Source organism: Geobacter sp. OR-1, from assembly GCF_000813145.1.
In the GTDB taxonomy this organism is placed as follows: Bacteria; Desulfobacterota; Desulfuromonadia; order Geobacterales; family DSM-12255; genus Geoanaerobacter.
Genome location: NZ_BAZF01000003.1, coordinates 66,788 through 85,721 on the forward strand (window position 1 = coordinate 66,788; position 18,934 = coordinate 85,721).

An 18,934-nucleotide genomic window follows, 5' to 3' on the forward strand; every position below is an offset into this window, starting at 1 on the left:
AGAACCTTTAAAATGTAACACGTTCCGGATGCAGGGATATAATCGGTTGGGCGAAGAGACTTTTTGCCGAAGCCGTCAGCCACTGATTTCTTGACTATGGTGCCAGAAAGAGTATAACTGGCGGAAAATGCAGCCGAGATCCGTTCAACGTAACGGATGCGGGGGACCCGAGAAACAGGGGCGAATTCCACGCACTTATCGGAAGCGGATGATTTTTAGTCAGGTCAAGGAAGGCGAGTGATGACGCGGAGGCGTACTTGCAGGTACGCCGCACAAGGAATCGCGCAGTCTGACGCAGAGATGGCAAAAAAGAACCGCTTCATTGGTGCCGAATGAGGACTTTCAGCCTCAAGCCCGTCAGCTAACCTCGTAGGCATCTGGAAGGGCAGAATTGCGGCATTATTGGCCGCCGGTTCATGCCGGCGGCTTTTCTTATGCAGCGGTTGCCCCGACAAGCAATATCCTGCAGGAGACCGAGAATGAAGCAGCACGAAGCGGATTCCTTCTGGGGCGGTATCGTCAAGTCCATGGGGCTGGTGTTCGGCGACATCGGCACCAGTCCGATCTATACACTGACAGTCATAATGACCCTGACGAAGCCCACCCCGGACCATGTCTTTGGCATTCTGTCGCTGATTGTCTGGACCCTTATCATCCTGGTCACGGTTGAATACGCCTGGCTGGCCATGAGCCTGGGGCGCAAAGGTGAGGGGGGCACCATCGTCCTGAAGGAGATCCTCTCCAAGCTCCTCAAACCGGGACGCCAGATTGCCTTTGTCGGGTTTCTCTCATTCCTGGGGGTGTCGCTGCTCCTTGGCGACGGAGTCATAACCCCTGCCATTTCCATTCTCTCCGCTGTCGAGGGGCTGGAGTTGATTCCCGGACTTGAGCATACGCCGCAGGGGGTTCTCATTCTTATTGCCGCCATTGTAGCCGTCGGCCTGTTCATCTTTCAATTCAAGGGTACCGACATGGTGGCCAAGGCATTCGGCCCGATCATGATCATCTGGTTCGTTTCTCTCGCCCTGTCAGGAGCCGTGGCCATTGCCGCCGCTCCGGAGGTGATCAAGGCGGTCAGCCCCTGGTACGCGATTCACTATCTGTCTACTAACGGCATGGCCGGCTTCTTTATTCTCTCCGAGGTAATCCTCTGCGCCACCGGCGGGGAGGCGCTTTATGCCGATATGGGTCATCTGGGGCGCAAGCCGATCATCCGGGCCTGGTATTTTGTCTTTGCTGCCCTGGTCATCAACTACCTGGGCCAGGGGGCTTACATCCTGCACCACCCGGATGCCAAGAACATCCTGTTCGGCATGATCCGGTGGGAGGCGCCGCTACTCTACATACCGTTTCTGCTCCTTACCGTATCCGCTACGGTCATTGCGTCGCAGGCGCTGATCAGCGGCGTTTTTTCCATCGTCTACCAGGGGATCACCACCCGGATCATGCCGCTGCTCAAGGTCGATTACACTTCGAGCCATCTGAAATCGCAGATTTACATCAATTCGGTCAACTGGTTCCTGCTGGCGCTGGTCATCATGATCATGCTGGTGTTCCGGAAGTCCGAGAACCTGGCTGCAGCCTATGGACTGGCAGTCACCGGCACCATGACCATCACCGGGATCATGATGACCATGATCTATAGCCGGACCACCAAGAAGTGGAAGGTGCCGATTGCCCTTTTCGTGACCCTGATCGACCTCGTATTTCTCCTGTCAAACCTGAACAAGCTGCCGCATGGCGGCTACTGGTCCCTGATCCTGGCATCGATACCGTTTGCGGTCATCATGGTCTGGACCAAGGGGCAGAGGGCGCTCTACCGGTCGCTCAAGCCGCTGGACCTGGAGACCTTCCTCCTTTCCTACGACCAGATCTACGCCAAAGACAAGAATATTCCGGGCACGGCGCTGTTCTTCACCCGTGAGACCCCGGTGGTGCCCCCTTATGTGGTTCATTGCATCATCCGGAGCAATATCATCTATGAACGGAACATTTTCATCTCCATTGTCCGTACCGACGAGCCTTTCGGCGTTTATTCCTGCATGACCCAGGGGATAAGCGTCGGGCTCGATTCGTTCGACATCCACGCCGGGTACATGGAGCGGATCGACATCGAGACAATGCTGAAGGAGAACGGGGTCCAGGAGAAGGTGATCTTTTACGGTGTCGAGGATATCACCACCAGCAATGTCATCTGGGGGCTATTCTCGTTCATCAAGAAGGTCACCCCGAACTTCGTGCAGTTCAACAAGCTCCCGGCCTCCAAACTGCAGGGGGTTGTAACCAGGGTGGAGATGTAGCACTTAATAGGGTATACTTTTCGCTTCATCATCGCCTTTGACAGGTATCCATATGGAGCGGCACGAGCCGGACTCATTCTTCGGCGGAATCGTAAAAGCGTTGGGGCTGGTATTCGGCGATATCGGAACCAGCCCGATCTATACCCTGACCGTAATCTTTGCCCTTACGGCGCCGACCCGGGACAATGTCTTCGGCATCCTGTCGCTGGTATTCTGGACCATGACCATACTGGTCTCGGGCGAGTATGCCTGGCTGGCTATGAGTCTCGGCAAAAAGGGGCAGGGGGGCGAGATCGTCCTCCGGGAGATTCTCATCAAGTTGCTGAAACAGGGGCGGCTCCTGGCCTTTGCCGGGTTCCTTTCCTTTCTCGGGGTCTCACTGCTCCTGGGAGACGGTGTCATTACCCCGGCTATATCCATTCTCTCGGCAGTGGAAGGTGTGCATCTGGTCCCGGGTCTTGAGGATCTGTCCCAATCGCTCCTTGTTCTGATCGCAGCAGCCATCGCCCTCTCTCTCTTCTATTTCCAGTCCCACGGTACCGACCGTGTTGCCGGCATCTTCGGCCCGATCATGGTGGTGTACTTCGGCGCGCTCCTCACGTCAGGCCTTGTTTCCATCTCCGCAGCGCCTGAGATCGTCGGTGCGATCAACCCCATGCACGCCTTCATCTTCCTGAAAAGTAACGGTCTTTCCGGGTTTTTCGTGCTCTCCGAGGTGATTCTCTGTGCCACCGGCGGCGAGGCGCTCTATGCCGACATGGGGCATCTCGGGAAAAAGCCGATCATCCGTGCCTGGTACTTCGTTTTCATGGCGCTCATCATCAACTACCTCGGTCAGGGGGCGTTCCTGCTGCAGCACCCCGAGACGAAGAACCTGCTCTTCGGCATGATCAGAGGGCAGGCGCCCATGCTGTACATCCCGTTTCTGATCCTTACCATCATGGCAACGATCATCGCTTCCCAGGCGATCATCAGCGGTGTCTTTTCCATTGTCTATCAGGGGATAACGACCCGGCTGATGCCGCTCATGCGGGTGGAATACACCTCGACCCATATGCAGTCGCAGATCTATATCCCTGCGGTCAACTGGACCCTGATGGTGGCGGTAATCATGGTGATGTTCATCTTCCGCAAGTCCGGGAATCTGGCTGCTGCCTACGGCATGGCAGTGACCGGTTCCATGACCATCACCGCCATCATGATGATGATCGTGTATGCCCATACCACCAAAAAATGGAAGGTCCCGATTGTCGTCCTGATCTTCCTGATCGACCTCGCCTACCTGTTATCCACCTTTTACAAGATTCCCCATGGCGCATACTGGTCGATCATCCTGGCATCGATACCGTTCGTCACCATCATGATCTGGACCAAGGGGCAGCAGGCGCTCTATTTCGCTCTGCGGCCGCTGGATCTGGAAACCTTTGCCCTCTCCTACAACCAGATCTATGCCAAGGGGAGGATCGCCGGAACTGCGCTCTTTTTTACCCGCGAAGTAAACGTGATCCCTCCGTATCTGATCCACTGCATCATCCGGAGCAACATCATTTACGAGCGGAACATCCTCATTTCCATTGTGCGTACCGACGAACCGTTCGGGGTGGAATGCATCCTTCTTGAGGGGGTTGCAAAGGGGCTGGACGGGTTTACCGTTTCGGCCGGCTATATGGAGGTCATCGATATCGATGCCCTGCTGCAGGCGCACGCGATAAAGGGGAAGGTCATATTCTACGGCATCGAGGATATTGCGACCCGGAACCCGGCCTGGCGCGTCTTCAGCGTGATCAAGCGGCTTACCCCCAACTTCGTGCAGTTCAACAAGCTGCCGGCCAGCAAGCTCCAGGGGGTTGTAACGCGGGTGGAGATGTGAGACGTCGTTGCGAACTCAGGTAAACTGCCTGGCCAGGTCGTTGTCGATTACGTAGATGCAGACCTCGCGTGCGCCGTTCTTGGTGTAGCGGAACTTGCTGCACAGGTTCTTGATCAGGAAGGTAACATCGCTCTTGATCTTCTTGTCGTAGGTTTTGAATTCCTCCCGGTCATAATCCTTGATGGCACGCCGGAAGTTCTCGTTGGCGAGAAATGGGTCGAGTGCCTTTGACTTCAGGTTGTGCACATACCGGTCGTGCAGTGCCTGATAGAGTTTGGTTTCCGTGACCTGTTTGCCGAACATGATCTCCTGGGTCAGGGTCGAGGCGGTATACTCCTTCTGGGTCGCCTTGCGAAAGGCCAGTATCCGGTCATGGTCGACCCCCTCTCCGAGCAACCATAGTTCGATTCCCTCGAAGAACCCATCGGTGATCTCCAGCTTGTCCCAGGTATAATTACAGGTCTGCGTGGTGCCGACCTCGAAGTTGACCGCAAACAGGTAGTTCTGCAGGTCCCGGGAGATTCTTTCCTCATTGTAGTAGTAGAGCGACTCCTTTACCTCCTGGAGGATCGTGTAGTTGTACATCCGGAGCAGCGAGTCGAGGAATCCATGGGGGATCTGTTCGTTTAGTTCTGGATGCACCTTGGTGAAGAAGTTGTTGAGGATCGCCATGGTGATCATCTGATCCTTGCGGGCATAGGTGGAATAGAAATCGTTGAAAATCTTGATGGCATCCCTGCCGGAGAATCCCTGCCCACCTTCGGTCTCCGATTCGGCAATGATCTGCCGCCGCCGTTTGGCCGTCAACCGCTTCCAGTCTTCTTCTTCGAGCCAGGTGGGAATATGGCCGGTGTAGATTTCCATCTTCAACAGCTGCAGATTTTCGTCACAATAGAGACCGTATTTCTGCGGCTCCTCGATCCACTCCAGCATCGCTTCAGAGCGGGATTTGAGCCGGGATGAGATGATGACCCGGCCAAAATTGTGTAGTACCCGGGGAAGAAAGTTCAGCTCGATCTGCTTGCCGAAGACATTGCGGTAGATCTCCACTTCGGTATTGAGATCGAGGACATAGGGCATCTTTATATATTCGAGCCGGTCGGAGAAGGACTGGATGTTCGCGATGTTCTTCTTGTCCTCAGGGTTCATGAGGGCGAAAAAGAGGGAGTTGACGTTCTCTTCCAGGTCTTCGACCTTGTGCACCCCTTCGCTGACGATATTATGCAGCTCGATAAGCCGTTCCGTGTTGTGCCCCTTGATGTCCATCAGCCCGTAGATACCGTTATTGGTCTTGGCGTAGGTCGAGAAGAGGTACTTCACCTGGTTGCTGTCGCGCAGCAAGGCATTGATACGCTTTTGCAGCATTTCGTTGGTCAGGATGTTCTGCTTGAGCGGCCGGTCGCCGGGGTTGAAAACGCTGACCCCTTCTCCCATCCGCCGGTTACACTGGTAAGGACGGGCATAGACCATGCTGAAGACTTCGGCAGGACTCTTGAGCCGATGCAGCAGCGCCTGGTAGAGAGAGCTGCAGATGGTGCAGGGGTTGGTCTTGAAGACCCATTCGTACTCCTTTTCCGTAAAAAGCCGCCATTTGGCCTCGTCGTTGCGGAACAGGTCGTCGAAAAAGGAGCGGCGGTGGTCTTTCGGAATGATCAGGAGCGGATTGTCATGGGAGGGGCAGGGGATATCGATGAATTCCCCCTCCTCCTGCAGTGCGGCCTTGGCATCAATGATCTCCTCCTGCGTAAGTTCGTACTCGTCGAGGAGCTTGGAAAGATCATCAAGGAAATGGTTGACCTCCTGCTTCTTGTGGCTGCTCAGGATCTTGCGGTCGAGCCGCCAGATCACCTCGTAGCGCATCCCCTCCTCCGTATTGGCAAACTGTTCGTATTTCATGAGCAGGTTGTTGAGGAAGGTGCTCTTGCCGCTGCCGGGAGGGCCTTCAAAGATATAGATCTTGTTCTGCTGGGCGCCTCGCTTCCAGGCATCGACCAGGTTCACGAGGCGGTTGGCAAATAGCCGGTCGGCAAAAAAGGGGTGATCGGTTCCTTCGATGAAGAGGCGATGGCAGTCGTAATAGACATAGTGGATCGATTCAGGGTCGTCGGGGTATTCGTCGATCCCTCCTTCGATATAGGTCTTTATCATGTCATGGAAGACCTGAAAGACGTTCCGGACCACACGCGTCGGATGCGCGGTGAGGAGGTCTAGAAATTCGCCAAACGAGATGGAGGTATGCTGTTTCCAGTCGTCGATGCTCTGATTGAGATTGCTGATGGCTCTGTCGATACTGTTCATGGCGTTGCCTGACTAGAGTATGGATTTCGTGAGATGACGATCCTGCATGGTGTAAAGAACCTTGCGCCAGGTCACCCGGGCTTCCTCCATTCCCGGCCAGACGTCTTCGGCAAGCTGGGGAGCTGAGGCGACTTCGCTGGTTTCCAGCCGGACCGGGTTCCCCCAGAAGAACTCGATCCCCATCATGGTGTTGGCGATGAATTCCTCAACGAGAGGTTTCCCTTCGAAGCGGTGGATCAGGTAAAGCCCCTCACCGGTCCTTGTCTCGTCAATGGTTATGGCTGGCGGGTGATAGAGAGTGTCCAGCAGCATTTGCCGGTACTGCTGGCCGCTGCGGCTCTTCACATAGTATTCCCAACTCATCTTCGCCTTGTTGAGCCGTTTGCCGGCCACGAACAGCCGGTGGCGATCCACGAATTCCTGGTCGACATAGGTGGAGAGGAAGAGGAAATCGGCGCAGTTTTCCCTGACCGTAAAGATGAAATCGCGTCCTTTCCCGGTTCCGGTATCGAAACTCTTGCGCGCCTCGGCATTCAGGAGCCGCTGATAGTCGAAAGTGAGCTTCCCCTTGTCAGCCAGTTCTTCGATGTGCTGAAACAGCCTCATCCCCAAGGCGTACGGATTGAGGCCGACGCGCGGCAGAGACGTGACACCGCTATGAACCCGGGCGAATTCCACTTCATGCCCCCTGATCCGCTCGTCGAGCAGGAACAGGGTTTCATGCCAGTAGCTTGCCCACCCCTCATTCATGATCTTGGTGCGGATTTGCGGCTGGAAGTAGATAGAGGTCTTGCGGACTACCTCTATTACCGACTTCATCCATTTGTTCTCGTCCCTGTTCAGGTATGGTGAATGTTTCATGATAAACTGCAGCAGATCGAGGCGGCCATGATGGCCGCTGCTCTGGCTTTTGGCGAACAGGGCTTCGAATTCGGGGTGTTTCGCGGCGACCTCGGCAAAAAAGGTATTTTCACCCTGTTTGCCGAAGGTTCTCATGCAGTGATTGTAGCGTTCCACTTCCTTGATGAACTCGGTAACCTTTACCTGCTTCACCGACTGGATAAAGACGTCGAAGTAGTAGTTGAGGCGGTGTGACATGGCGTCGGTCGTGGTCCGGTGCAACTGGGAGAGTTCCTGGAAGTAGCCGGCCTGGTTGTCGATAGCGCGGGCGAATTCGATGACGTAGTCGACCCACCGTCCGTGCTCGGCACGCAGCCGGGCGATGAGCCGTTTGTCGGCCAGCGCCTCACCGGCCAGGTCGAAGTCCCAGGTATGGCGGAAGTAGAGATTGTTCTGGAAAAAGTCTATGTGCGCCAGCACATGGTAGAAGATCATCACATTGAGCCAGTCCGGGTTGTTGTCGTTGTAGAAGGAGATGGCCGGACGGGTGTTGATTACGGTTTCATAGGGGTTGGAGGGGTAGAGTTCGTACTTTCCCTTTTCCTTGAGCACCTCCACCTCGTGGACCCAGTAGTCGTAAAGGGTGGGTATCATCATCTTGGGAGAGAGTTCCAGGAGATCGCGGTTGGTGACGATATACTCCAGGGTTTCATCCTGAAAACGGAGTCCCGCGGCGCGTGCCCTTTCCTTGCACCCCTCCATGATCCGTTTCGTATGCTGGTCGATTAGCTGCATATAGGCCCCGTCAGGAGATCAGCTTCCTGATCCCTTCTATCAGCCGCGTCTCGTCCGCGTCTTCATCCATGACATCAAGGCGGATGAGATCCGGCTTTTCACTGAGCAGCCCTGATGCATTCAGGTATTTTTGCACCTCGGTTTGTCCCGAATTGTAGGTATGCCCGGCAATGGTAATGCCGACCCGGCTGGCATAAGTGAGGATCTGCTTCAGCTCCGGAAGCGCCTCGCTGCCGTCGGTGTCCCAATCGTCGCCGTCGGTGCCATGAAAGACATAGATATTGTAATCCCTGGCCAAGTTCTCCTTGGCCACGATTTCGTTCACCAAACGGTATCCTGCCGCCACCTTGGTGCCACCGGCCACCTGCAGGTTGTAATAGGTGTAAAAGTCGGGGACTTCCCGGGCCTGGTCGTCGTGGAGAATAAAGCGGGACTCTACCTGGCGTTCATACTGGTAGATGAGCCAGCTGTAGATCAGGACATGTTGCGAAGCGACCAGTTCCGTGGCCTTGCCGGCCATGGAGCCGGAATAGTCCCTGAGAAAGAAGATCATTGCCTGGGATTCGTAGTCCAGCTCCCTGGAGAGGATACGATAGACCTTGTCCCGCGGAGCGATGAGAAAGCGGGTGGTGTCGATGTCATAAAGATCCGGGGCATTCCCCAGGGCAATATTGGTTTCCAGGATCCTTTTCAGGGTAGCTTTCTTGTCCAGGATCTGGCCGAAGCCGCGGTTCTTGTCGGTCAGTTCGTAGGTATAGCGGGCAAGGGCACTCTTCTTCCCCTTTTCCTTGAGGTTGGGGAGCTCGAACTTCTCGGTCAGTATCTTTCCCAGGTCATAGGCGCTGGATTCCAGTTCATGGGATTCGCCGCCGCCATGTCCGGCGCCTCCTCCTCCCTGGTCCCCTTCGGGGCGGATCGGCTGTTCGCCGATAACCTCCCCTTCTTCCCCGGCACCGCTCCCTCCGGATGCGCCTTCCTCGCCCGGCGGCCGGATCCGGTCATGAATGAATTTTTCCTCGACAGTGGTGGGGACCACCACGAATTTGGTCTTGTCCCCGCGTCCCGGCTTTATAAGCCGGCCGACCCGGATCTTGCGGGGGAATCCGTCCTGTTCGCGCAGGCGATCCCTTTCCAGCAGCTCCTCAAGAGAACCGATCCGCGACGTGTAGGAGGCTTGCGGTTCCGATCTGTCCTGCAGGCAGCAGAAATCGCTCCGGCCATACAGTTCGTCATGCTCGGGGATGGCATGGTCTGTCCGGAGGGTGTGGCTGAGGTTGCCCTGCAGTTCGCTCCGCAGCTGCGCTTCCCGTTCCGGCGTTAAGCCGCGCTCTTTGAGCTCTTGGAGGTATGTCAGCAAGCTATCGTTCATGGTTTTACCGCACAGCCGGTCCTGATGCCTGATCACGATCCGCTGCGCTAGCTTTCATCATCCTGGGTGCAGAAATACTCAATGGTTTTTTCCGCACAGGTCCGGCAGTAATTCAGCTTGGTCAGCATGGTCACGATGATTCGATCGTAGAGTTTCTGGTTTTCCTCGTTGGTCCGGTTGGCCAGTGCGCCGATGAGACTGCCGGCGCCGGCAATGTCGCTCTTCAGCCGCACATCGGTGACCGCCTTGACCAGTTCCAGGTTATCCATGAAATCGTAGGAGGGCTCCACGGTGATTTTCTGGCCATAGATCTTGCGGATGGCGGTACGGAAGGTGTCGCGCTGCTCCTCGGTTTTGAGGCCGAGCCGCTCTTCGATGTTGCGCACGAACCGCTCGTCGATCTTGAGAGCCTTGAGTTTGCCGTTCTGGGGATCCTTGTATTTCCAGATCTTGTCCGGTCCCAGGTTTTCGGCATCAATGCCGATGACCATGTTGACGTAGTTCATGACGTCCTTGCGAATGGCAAACGGTTCATCCATATAGGCATTGAACATCTCGGTCATGATCCGTTCGCGATAGAGACTTTTGGCGATCTTCAGGTCGTCGAGATATTTGGCCCGGTCGCTTGCTTCCGCTACGTAATCGAGAATGATCCGCTCCATCGCCCTGAAGATGTCCAGTGCTACCATGCACCGACCTTCGTTGGTCTCGGAGCTTTCCGCCAGCAGCTGGATGGCCCGCCCCAGGTTTCTCTGGCCGAGCCCCTTCTGGCCGAACCGTTTGGTGATATCAGGTTCCTGATTAAGGGTATCGATGACCTCAGCCAGGGTCTTCATGCTTTTTTCCCCGGCGATTTCTCCGGCAGCCAGCTTCATTGTCTCTACCGGGGTCAGCTTCTCAGAACGGGGAAGGCGGGAAAGGACTATGGACACGGAGCCGGCGTAATTAAGGTTCGGGTCCTGGTGGAGCTCTTCGCGGGTAATCGTTGTCTTGGTCTCGCTGCCGATGGCATAGGTGGTAAGACTCTCCTGCATGCGATAGTTGGTGTTGTGCGAGACATAACAGATACGGCAACGGTCGATAATGGGGGCTTCTTCCTTTTCAGCCAGAAAGCGGTTGAATTCCGAATTGTTGCTGGTTGCAATGATGAGGGTGTCGATGGGCCATTTGTAGCCGTCGATTTCAATCACCCGGTTTTGGATGACACCCAGATAGACCTGGACGAGATCCTTTTTGTTTTTGTAGATCTCGTCGGCAAAATGGATACCCCCACCGGCAACCCTGGCCAGTGCGCCGCGCCGCAGGTCGAAGCGGTAGGGGTTGTTGGTGTCGGTGATGTGGAGAAGCCGCTGGATCGATTCCTCTCCCAGAAGATCCACGGCCGACGAGGTGATCTTGTCCTTGGCCGGATATTTGCCGGTTATGGTGCCGAGGCTTTCGGAGAGCGGCACCGGTACGATTTCGATATGGCCCAGCATCGCCTTTATGTCGCCGCCGGTATAGTTGCGGATGTCGTTCCAGATATAATCGCTGCAGGCGCCCAGTGGGCGGTAATTGTCGAAGAAGGTTTCAATGGCCTTGTCGCTGAAGCCGAAGGTCTTACCCAGGTAGGCCCTGGTCTGATCCTGGTCCGGGAACAGATTCATTGCCAGAATCAGCGGATCTTCGTAGGTCTGGGATTCAATGGTGGCAATCCGGCCGTAACTCCCTAGCTTGTCCATGTTGACATAGCGGAAGGTGTACTTGCGGTTGCCGTCCTGACTGAGGAATTCGCGATAGCGGGAGCAGAGAAATTCCACGAAAAAGGTCTTGCCGTTGCCCGGCTCGCCGACAAGGACAAAGGCCATCTCCTTGCTGGACCCGCCTTCTGCGGCATCTTTCACGAACGAGACGAAGCTGTTGATCTCGTCGTACATGCCGATAGGATGTTTTTTCCCGGTGCGGAAGATCTTGAAGTCATAGGTCGTCCTGCCGTTGACCACGACCTTTTCGATTTCATGTTCCAAGATCATCCGGGCTACGCCCTGAAAGGTATTTTCGAATTTCCGGTTTCCCGATTTTACCTCTTTCAGGTGATGCTCAAGGGTAAGCTCTCCAGCCATACGTTCCTCCGTCGTGCCGTTCCTGGGGTGAGTGCGCCGCTTGTTTAGAAATTATTCACCCCAGACATCATTTTGCAAGTACGGGAAGGCAGAATTGTCGGAAACGCAAAAAGGGAGCGGATCGCTGGATCCGCTCCCTTTTGTATGGAGCATTGTTTTATCTGGGTGTGAGCAGATTACATCATGCCGCCCATGCCACCCATGCCGCCCATGCCACCCGGCATTGCCGGCATTGCGGACTCATCCCTCGGCTTCTCGGCAACCATTGCCTCGGTGGTCAGCATGAGACCCGCCACGGAAGCGGCATTCTGCAGGGCGCAGCGGGATACCTTGGTCGGGTCGATGATGCCGGCCTTGAGCATGTCGGTGTACTCGTCATCGGCAGCGTTGTAGCCGAAGGCATCTTTGCCGTTCTTGACCTTGTCAACCACGATAGAGCCGTCTACCCCGGCGTTCTGGGCGATCTGACGGATCGGCTCCTCAAGGGAGCGCTTGATGACGTTGACGCCGAACTGCTGCTCGGTGACGAGTGACAGGCCGTCGAGGACGGAAAGGGCGCGGATGTAAGCAACGCCGCCGCCAGGGACGATCCCTTCGTCAACTGCGGCGCGGGTAGCGTGGAGAGCGTCTTCGACGCGGGCCTTCTTCTCTTTCATCTCGGTCTCGGTGGCAGCACCGACCTTGATCACGGCAACGCCGCCGACGAGCTTGGCAAGGCGCTCCTGGAGCTTCTCTTTGTCGTAATCGCTGGTGGTTTCTTCGATCTGGGCGCGGATCTGCTTGACCCGACCGGCGATGTCGGCTTCCTTGCCGGCGCCGTCGATGATGGTGGTGTTGTCCTTGTCAATGGTGACCCGCTTGGCAGTGCCGAGCTGGTCGAAGGTAGTCTGCTCAAGCTTGAAGCCGAGTTCTTCGGAGATCACGGTGCCGCCGGTAAGGATGGCGATGTCTTCGAGCATTGCCTTGCGGCGATCGCCGAATCCCGGGGCCTTGACAGCGCAGATGTTGAGCACGCCGCGCAGCTTGTTGACAACCAGAGTGGCCAGCGCCTCGCCTTCGATATCTTCGGCAATGATCAACAGCGGACGGCCGGACTTGGCGGTCTGCTCAAGAACCGGGAGCAGGTCTTTCATGTTGGAGATCTTCTTGTCGTGGATCAGGATGTTGGCGTTCTCCAGGTTTACTTCCATCCGCTCCGGATCGGTCACGAAGTAAGGAGAAAGGTAACCGCGGTCGAACTGCATCCCTTCTACGGTCTCGAGCGAGGTTTCCATTGCCTTTGCTTCCTCAACGGTAATGACCCCTTCTTTGCCGACTTTTTCCATTGCCTGGGCAATGATGTCGCCAATGGTCTTGTCGTTGTTAGCGGAAATGGTCCCTACCTGGGCGATCTCCTTGTGGTCCTTGATCGGCTTGGAGATCTTGACGAGCTCGCCGACGATGGTCTCGACAGCCTTGTCGATGCCGCGCTTGATCTCCATCGGGTTGTGGCCGGCAGCAACCAGCTTGGAACCCTGCTGGTAGATCGCCTGGGCAAGAACCGTGGCAGTAGTGGTGCCGTCACCGGCAACGTCAGAGGTCTTTGATGCGACTTCCTTGACAAGCTGGGCGCCCATGTTCTCGAACTTGTCTTCCAGTTCGATCTCTTTGGCTACGGTGACGCCGTCCTTGGTGATGAGGGGCGAGCCGAACGACTTGTCGATGATGACGTTGCGGCCTTTCGGTCCGAGAGTCACCTTTACGGTATTGGCAAGGGTGTTTACCCCTTTGAGAATGGCATTGCGGCCTTCCTGGTCAAACTTGATAAGCTTTGCTCCCATGTTTATATCCTCCTTGTTTCGATAATTATTTTGGTAGATGCCGAAACGCGACACAGCAAAACGTTCCAGCTGCAAGGCAGCGCAAGGGATGAATCGCGAGGCGTACCCGGAAGGTACGTTGAGCGGTTCGACCCGCAGCGCAACACCGCAGATGGCCGTTTGGCGAAGTCGCTATTATTCCATGATGCCCAGGATGTCGTCTTCCCGCATAATCAGGAACTCTTCGCCCTCGATCTTGATTTCGGTGCCGGCATACTTGCCGAACAGTACCTTGTCGCCCGCCTTGACATCGATCGGCACGATCTTGCCGTCTTCGGTCTTCTTGCCGTTGCCTACGGCGACTACTTCACCCTTCTGCGGCTTTTCCTTGGCGGTTTCAGGAATGAATATCCCTCCCGCGGTCTTGCTCTCCTCTTCAAGTCTCTTAACAATGATGCGGTCCTGCAACGGTCTGAGTTTCATGCTTGCTTCTCCTTTCCTCTAGTGAAGTAAATAATTTATTCAGGAAAAAAATTAGCACTCTGCTGCGGTGAGTGCTAACGTGAACTCAATATAAACACCCACCCCTAAAAAATCAAGTATCTAATCAAAAAAATTATCTTCGATTCGCCAGGGGGGGGATGATGCTGTTTGCCAGTTCCCGGGCCAGCCGCTTGGCAAGAAGGATCTTTTCCTTTTCAAGGGTGGAGCGGTCGTGGTCGAAATAACTATCCAGCGGGAGCGTTATCTCAAATGTGGGGGCGTCTTTACCCGGCTCGGTAAGGGCGACCCGGGCGCGGACGCGAAGCTCGGTGCTGCAGCATCCGGCATTTTCTATGTAGCTCCAGAATTCTCCGGAGATATAAAGCTGTTTCGCCAGCCACCTGGGGTCCTGGTTTTTCAGCTCGCCCTTGATGATCTCGAACTGCTGGACAGACACCTTTTTCCGGTTCTCATTCAGAATGTCGACGAGATCGTTGAACGCCGTTTCCTTGAAATCTGCCGGGACCAGGGTGCTGGAAAACGGGACCACGTAAACCGTATCCAGCTCGACCGGCGGCTTGAAGTCTGGCTTGACCGAGACCTGGACCGCCGGACCGCATCCCTGGAGCAGCAGGAGCATCAGGGAAAAGATGGCAGGCAATGCTAACCTGACGACAAGCTTGGCACCTTTGGTCACCATTTTCGTTTGGCCGCCTCTTCCTGGAAAAATTTATTGTACAGAACCTCCCAATCGCGGCTTCCCGGAACCTTTGCCTGGGAGTATGAGGCGAGTTTACTCCTGACCGCCTCGTCAATCTCGTCCGCGATGGCAAAGTAGTTTGCAATCGACTGCTTAATTGCCGACAAGGCCCGTCCTTCTTCGGGGAAGTCGGCCAGGTCGTCTCCCCAGAGTTTGTCCAGAATGCGGTGCGCGATATGGGAAATTCTGTCTTCACTTACTCTCATAGGACAATCTTCCGTTCTTTGGCCAATTTTTCCTTGATCATGCGGAACATCTTGTGCCGGTCGATCCCGGACGCGCCGCTCCCCATGGACCGGAGCGTCTGATCGAGCAGGTTCTCGGCATCGCGTTCCAGGTTCTCTTCAGCCTTGATGTCGGCGGCGATGGCGCTTTTTATAGCATTGAGGGCAGCCCCTCGTTCACCCTTCAGCTTGATAAGGCCGCTTGCGGTCAGGTCGATGATGACCTTCTCTGCCAGCCGGTGGATCTGCTCATCTTTCAGACGCATAGTGCGGGTTCCTTTCAAAGTAAGCGCAGCGCGATCATTGTACTCAATCCGGCACGGAAAGCAATCAGAGCCGATCGAGATACGCTTTTACCTCGGCGGCAAGTTCCGGCGAGTCGAGCATCACGGATAGCTCGTTGTTGTGCTGCAAGGCGCTCTGGGAAAGATTGTGGCTCCCGATAAACACGAGGCGGCCGTCGATCACGGCCACCTTGGTGTGCGTGGTTACGCCAGGGGAGTCGAAATATACCTTGATGCCGCCGCGGGCCAGCAGGTCAGCAGTCTGCCGGTTGTCCGCATACAGGGAATCGCCGCCCGACTGGGGCCGATCCCTGGAAGGGCGTTCAAGCAGGACATTCACATCAAGGCCGCGCTTCTTTGCCTGGATAAGTTCCTCGGCGATCCGCCGGGGGATGTTGTTTCTGGCCGAGGTGGTCTTGAAGAGGAAAAAGGAGAGGTAGACGCTTTTCTTGGCCGAGCGGATACCTTCCGTCAGGGCCTCGCTGAACTCGCGGTTTCTGAGCAGGGTCGTGCGCGTCGTATAACTTGCCGCAACTGCCGGTTCCGTAACCAGAACCGAGGCGATGAGAACGGCTATGAAGATTGCAGCAGCTACAGTTTTCACTTGAACATATCCATGACCTTGTTCAAAAAGCTCTTCCCCATGGGATGTACGTCTTCGCTGCTGATTTTGGCAAACTCCTCCAGTAGCTCCCGCTGCTGCCGGTTCAGGTTGGTCGGGGTCTCTACCCTGACAACAACAAGCTGATCGCCCCGGCCGTAACCCTGCAGTACCGGAATGCCTTTGCCCCTGAGCCGGAAGATCTTGCCCGATTGCGTACCTTCGGGGATCTTGAGCGATACCTTGCCGTCAAGGGTCGGGATTTCGATTTCAGAGCCGAGCGCTGCCTGGGCGAAACTGATCGGGGTTTCGCATATGACGTCATTTCCTTCGCGGGAAAAGATCGGGTGTTCTTTAACATTGATCAGGACGTAGAGGTCGCCGTTGGTGCCACCCTTGGTGCCCTGGCCGCCTTCGCCGGTAACCTTCAGACGATTGCCGGTCTCGACGCCCGGCGGCACCTTGACGGACAGGGTCTTGGTGTCCTTGACGCTCCCGGAACCGCGGCAGGTGGAGCAGGGGTTGTCGAGGATCTTGCCTTCACCGTTGCAATGGCTGCAGGTCCGGCTGACACTGAAAAATCCCTGCTGAAAGCGGACCTGTCCCGCACCACGGCAGGTCGGGCAGGTCTTCGGTTCGGTTCCAGGTTTTGCGCCGGAGCCGTTGCAGGTCCCGCATCGTTTGGCATACGGTACGTCGATCTTGGTCTCGATGCCGTTGGCCGCATCCTCAAAGCTGATGTCCAGGGTGTACTGGAGGTCGTCGCCGCGGCGTCCGCGCCCCCGCTGCCTGGCACCGCCGCCGCCGAAGACATCGCCGAAGATATCGGAAAAGATGTCGCCGAACGGAGTGCCGGCGCCGAAACCGAAGCCTGCGCCGCCAAAGCCGGCGCCACTGACCCCGGCATGGCCGAACCGGTCGTACTGGGCCCGTTTTTCAGGGTCGGAAAGGACCTCGTACGCCTCGCTCACCTCTTTGAACTTGTCTTCGGCCGCCTTGTCGCCAGCGTTCTTGTCCGGGTGGAACTGGATGGCGAGCTTGCGGTACGCCTTCTTGATCTCGGTTTCAGAGGCGTTCTTGTGGACTTCAAGTACCTCGTAATAGTCTCGTTTGTCGCCGTTAGCCAAAATTTACCCCTCAGGAACGCAAAGAGGCAGCGGCCGGAATCCGGCCACTGCCTGCTGCATGAAAAGATTGTTTGTCCGCCTGCAAAACAGCGCAGAGTGCGCCATTATTTCTTGTCGTCCTTGACCTCTTCAAAGTCGGCGTCAACTACCTTCTCCCCTTTGGGGGCCGCGCCTGAGGCCGTATCCGGCCCTGCTTGCTCGCCACCGGCCTGCTGCTGGGCAGCCTGGGCCTGGGCATAAACCGCTTCGGCAAGTTTGTGGGCTGACTGCATCAACTCGTCGCTCGCCTTCTTGATCGCCTCGGCGTCGTCACCCTCCATCGCCTTCTTGAGAGCGCTTACCCCGGCCTCGATCTTGGCCTTGTCGTCGGCGCCGATCTTGTCGCCATGTTCGTTCAGGGACTTTTCGGTGCTGTAGACCAGGCTGTCGGCATGGTTGCGGGCCTCGATCAGCTCCCGTTTCTTCTTGTCCTCTGCGGAGTGGGCCTCTGCGTCCTTGACCATCTTGTCGATTTCTTCCTTGGAAAGTCCGGAAGAGGCAGTAATCCTGATCGACTGTTCCTTGCCGGTCCCGAGGTCTTTGGCCGAGACATGGACAATGCCGTTGGCATCGATATCAAAGGTAACCTCGATCTGCGGTACGCCCCTGGGTGCCGGCGGAATGCCGGTCAGCTCGAAATTTCCCAGGGTCTTGTTGACCGAAGCCATCTCGCGCTCGCCCTGCAGGACATGGATGGTTACTGCGGGCTGGTTGTCCGCAGCGGTGGAAAAGACCTGGCTCTTCCGGCAGGGGATGGTCGTGTTCTTCTCGATCAGCCGGGTCATTACTCCGCCAAGGGTCTCGATCCCGAGCGAAAGCGGCGTTACGTCCAGGAGCAGAACGTCTTTCACGTCCCCTTTGAGCACGCCACCCTGAATGGCGGCGCCGACGGCAACAACCTCATCCGGGTTAACCCCTTTGTTCGGGACCTTGCCAAAAATATCCTGAACCCGCTTCTGCACTGCCGGCATCCGGATCATGCCGCCAACCAGGATAACTTCGTCGATCTCTGAGGCTGACAACCCGGCATCTTTGAGTGCGGTGCGGCATGGTCCTTCCAGCTTGTCCAGCAGGTCGGCGCAGAGCGCTTCCAGCTTTGCCCTGGTCAGCTTCAGGTTGAGGTGCTTGGGGCCGCTGGCATCGGCGGTGATGAACGGAAGGTTGATGTCGGTTTCCATGGAGCCGGAAAGTTCGCATTTGGCCTTTTCCGCCGCCTCTTTCAGCCGCTGCAACGCCATTTTGTCGTTCCTGAGGTCAAATCCCTGGTCCTTTTTGAACTCATCGGCAATCCAGTCAATGATCTGCTGGTCGAAATCTTCGCCGCCGAGGAAGGTGTCGCCGTTGGTGGACTTGACCTCGAATACGCCGTCGCCGAGCTCCAGGATCGAAATATCGAAGGTTCCCCCGCCCAGATCGAATACCGCGATCTTCTCGTCTTTCTTTTTATCCAAACCATAGGCAAGGGCGGCAGCGGTCGGCTCGTTGATGATCCTTAAGACATTGAGACCGGCAATCTTTCCGGCGTCCTTGGTTGCCTGGCGCTGGGAGTCGTCAAAGTATGCCGGTACGGTAATGACGGCATCGGTTACGGTTTCGCCGAGGTAGTCTTCTGCGGTCTTCTTCATCTTCTGCAGAACAATGGCAGATATCTCCGGCGGCGAGAACTTCTGGTTGCGGGCCTCTACCCAGGCGTCACCGTTGTCGGCCTTTACGATCTTGAACGGCGAGATGGCAATATCCTTGCGCACCGCCTCGGAATCAAATTTCCGTCCGATCAGCCGCTTGATGGCAAAAAGGGTGTTCTCCGGGTTGGTGACCGCCTGACGCTTTGCCTGCTGCCCCACAAGGCGCTCGCCGCTTTCGGTAACGCCGACCATAGACGGTGTGGTGCGGCTTCCTTCGGAGTTAGCTATGACAATCGGCTCTCCCCCCTCCATGATGGCGACGCAGGAGTTGGTAGTACCGAGATCGATTCCTATTACCTTGCTCATTATGATCCTCCTTCTTAATTCCCATACAGGGTTGTTCTATTCTTAACTTAGG

At 56.1% G+C, this 18,934-nt stretch carries 14 protein-coding genes and 1 riboswitch; of the genes, 2 read left to right on the forward strand and 12 right to left on the reverse strand.

The window, feature by feature from the left end; all coding sequences use genetic code 11:
• The first annotated feature begins 121 nt into the window (after window positions 1-121).
• Window positions 122-391: riboswitch (cyclic di-AMP (ydaO/yuaA leader) on the forward strand.
• Window positions 392-479: 88 nt separating this feature from the next.
• On the forward strand, window positions 480-2,300 hold the full coding sequence (locus tag OR1_RS03890) for a KUP/HAK/KT family potassium transporter (protein ID WP_041970127.1): 1,821 nt from the start codon (window positions 480-482) through the stop codon (window positions 2,298-2,300).
• 52 nt (window positions 2,301-2,352) lie between these two features.
• The gene (locus OR1_RS03895) at window positions 2,353-4,170 is read left to right on the forward strand and encodes a KUP/HAK/KT family potassium transporter (protein WP_041970128.1); all 1,818 of its coding nucleotides are present in this window, start codon (window positions 2,353-2,355) and stop codon (window positions 4,168-4,170) included.
• A gap of 15 nt (window positions 4,171-4,185) precedes the next feature.
• Here the strand turns inward: OR1_RS03895 and OR1_RS03900 are convergent, their stop codons facing one another.
• From OR1_RS03900 to dnaK, 12 genes are all read right to left on the reverse strand, one after another.
• Entirely contained in the window at window positions 4,186-6,468 is a 2,283-nt protein-coding gene (locus OR1_RS03900) for a serine protein kinase PrkA (RefSeq protein WP_041970129.1), read from the reverse strand.
• A gap of 12 nt (window positions 6,469-6,480) precedes the next feature.
• Window positions 6,481-8,103, reverse strand: a complete 1,623-nt coding sequence (locus OR1_RS03905; RefSeq protein WP_041970130.1) for a SpoVR family protein — start codon at window positions 8,101-8,103, stop codon at window positions 6,481-6,483.
• Between the two features lie 10 nt (window positions 8,104-8,113).
• The gene (locus OR1_RS03910; RefSeq protein ID WP_041970426.1) at window positions 8,114-9,472 is read right to left on the reverse strand and encodes a DUF444 family protein; all 1,359 of its coding nucleotides are present in this window, start codon (window positions 9,470-9,472) and stop codon (window positions 8,114-8,116) included.
• Between the two features lie 47 nt (window positions 9,473-9,519).
• Window positions 9,520-11,574 carry a serine protein kinase gene (locus OR1_RS03915; RefSeq protein WP_041970132.1) on the reverse strand — a complete coding sequence of 685 codons (2,055 nt, stop codon included), beginning with the start codon at window positions 11,572-11,574 and terminating at the stop codon, window positions 9,520-9,522.
• A gap of 176 nt (window positions 11,575-11,750) precedes the next feature.
• The gene (gene groL, locus OR1_RS03920; RefSeq protein ID WP_041970133.1) at window positions 11,751-13,394 is read right to left on the reverse strand and encodes a chaperonin GroEL; all 1,644 of its coding nucleotides are present in this window, start codon (window positions 13,392-13,394) and stop codon (window positions 11,751-11,753) included.
• 174 nt (window positions 13,395-13,568) lie between these two features.
• A complete protein-coding gene (groES, locus tag OR1_RS03925; protein ID WP_041970136.1) occupies window positions 13,569-13,856 on the reverse strand; it encodes a co-chaperone GroES in 288 nt (95 codons plus the stop codon).
• A gap of 133 nt (window positions 13,857-13,989) precedes the next feature.
• Entirely contained in the window at window positions 13,990-14,556 is a 567-nt protein-coding gene (locus OR1_RS03930) for a hypothetical protein (protein ID WP_041970137.1), read from the reverse strand.
• Entirely contained in the window at window positions 14,550-14,822 is a 273-nt protein-coding gene (locus tag OR1_RS22990) for a DUF507 family protein (protein WP_041970138.1), read from the reverse strand. Before OR1_RS22990 ends, OR1_RS03930 begins: the two co-directional genes overlap by 7 nt.
• The gene (locus tag OR1_RS22995) at window positions 14,819-15,106 is read right to left on the reverse strand and encodes a DUF507 family protein (protein WP_041970139.1); all 288 of its coding nucleotides are present in this window, start codon (window positions 15,104-15,106) and stop codon (window positions 14,819-14,821) included. The genes OR1_RS22990 and OR1_RS22995 overlap by 4 nt, the downstream gene beginning before the upstream one ends.
• A 64-nt stretch (window positions 15,107-15,170) precedes the next feature.
• A complete protein-coding gene (locus tag OR1_RS03945) occupies window positions 15,171-15,728 on the reverse strand; it encodes a phospholipase D-like domain-containing protein (RefSeq protein WP_237754221.1) in 558 nt (185 codons plus the stop codon).
• The gene (gene dnaJ, locus OR1_RS03950) at window positions 15,725-16,852 is read right to left on the reverse strand and encodes a molecular chaperone DnaJ (RefSeq protein ID WP_041970140.1); all 1,128 of its coding nucleotides are present in this window, start codon (window positions 16,850-16,852) and stop codon (window positions 15,725-15,727) included. The genes OR1_RS03945 and dnaJ overlap by 4 nt, the downstream gene beginning before the upstream one ends.
• Window positions 16,853-16,956: 104 nt before the next feature.
• On the reverse strand, window positions 16,957-18,882 hold the full coding sequence (gene dnaK / locus OR1_RS03955; protein ID WP_041970141.1) for a molecular chaperone DnaK: 1,926 nt from the start codon (window positions 18,880-18,882) through the stop codon (window positions 16,957-16,959).
• Between the last annotated feature and the right edge of the window lie 52 nt (window positions 18,883-18,934).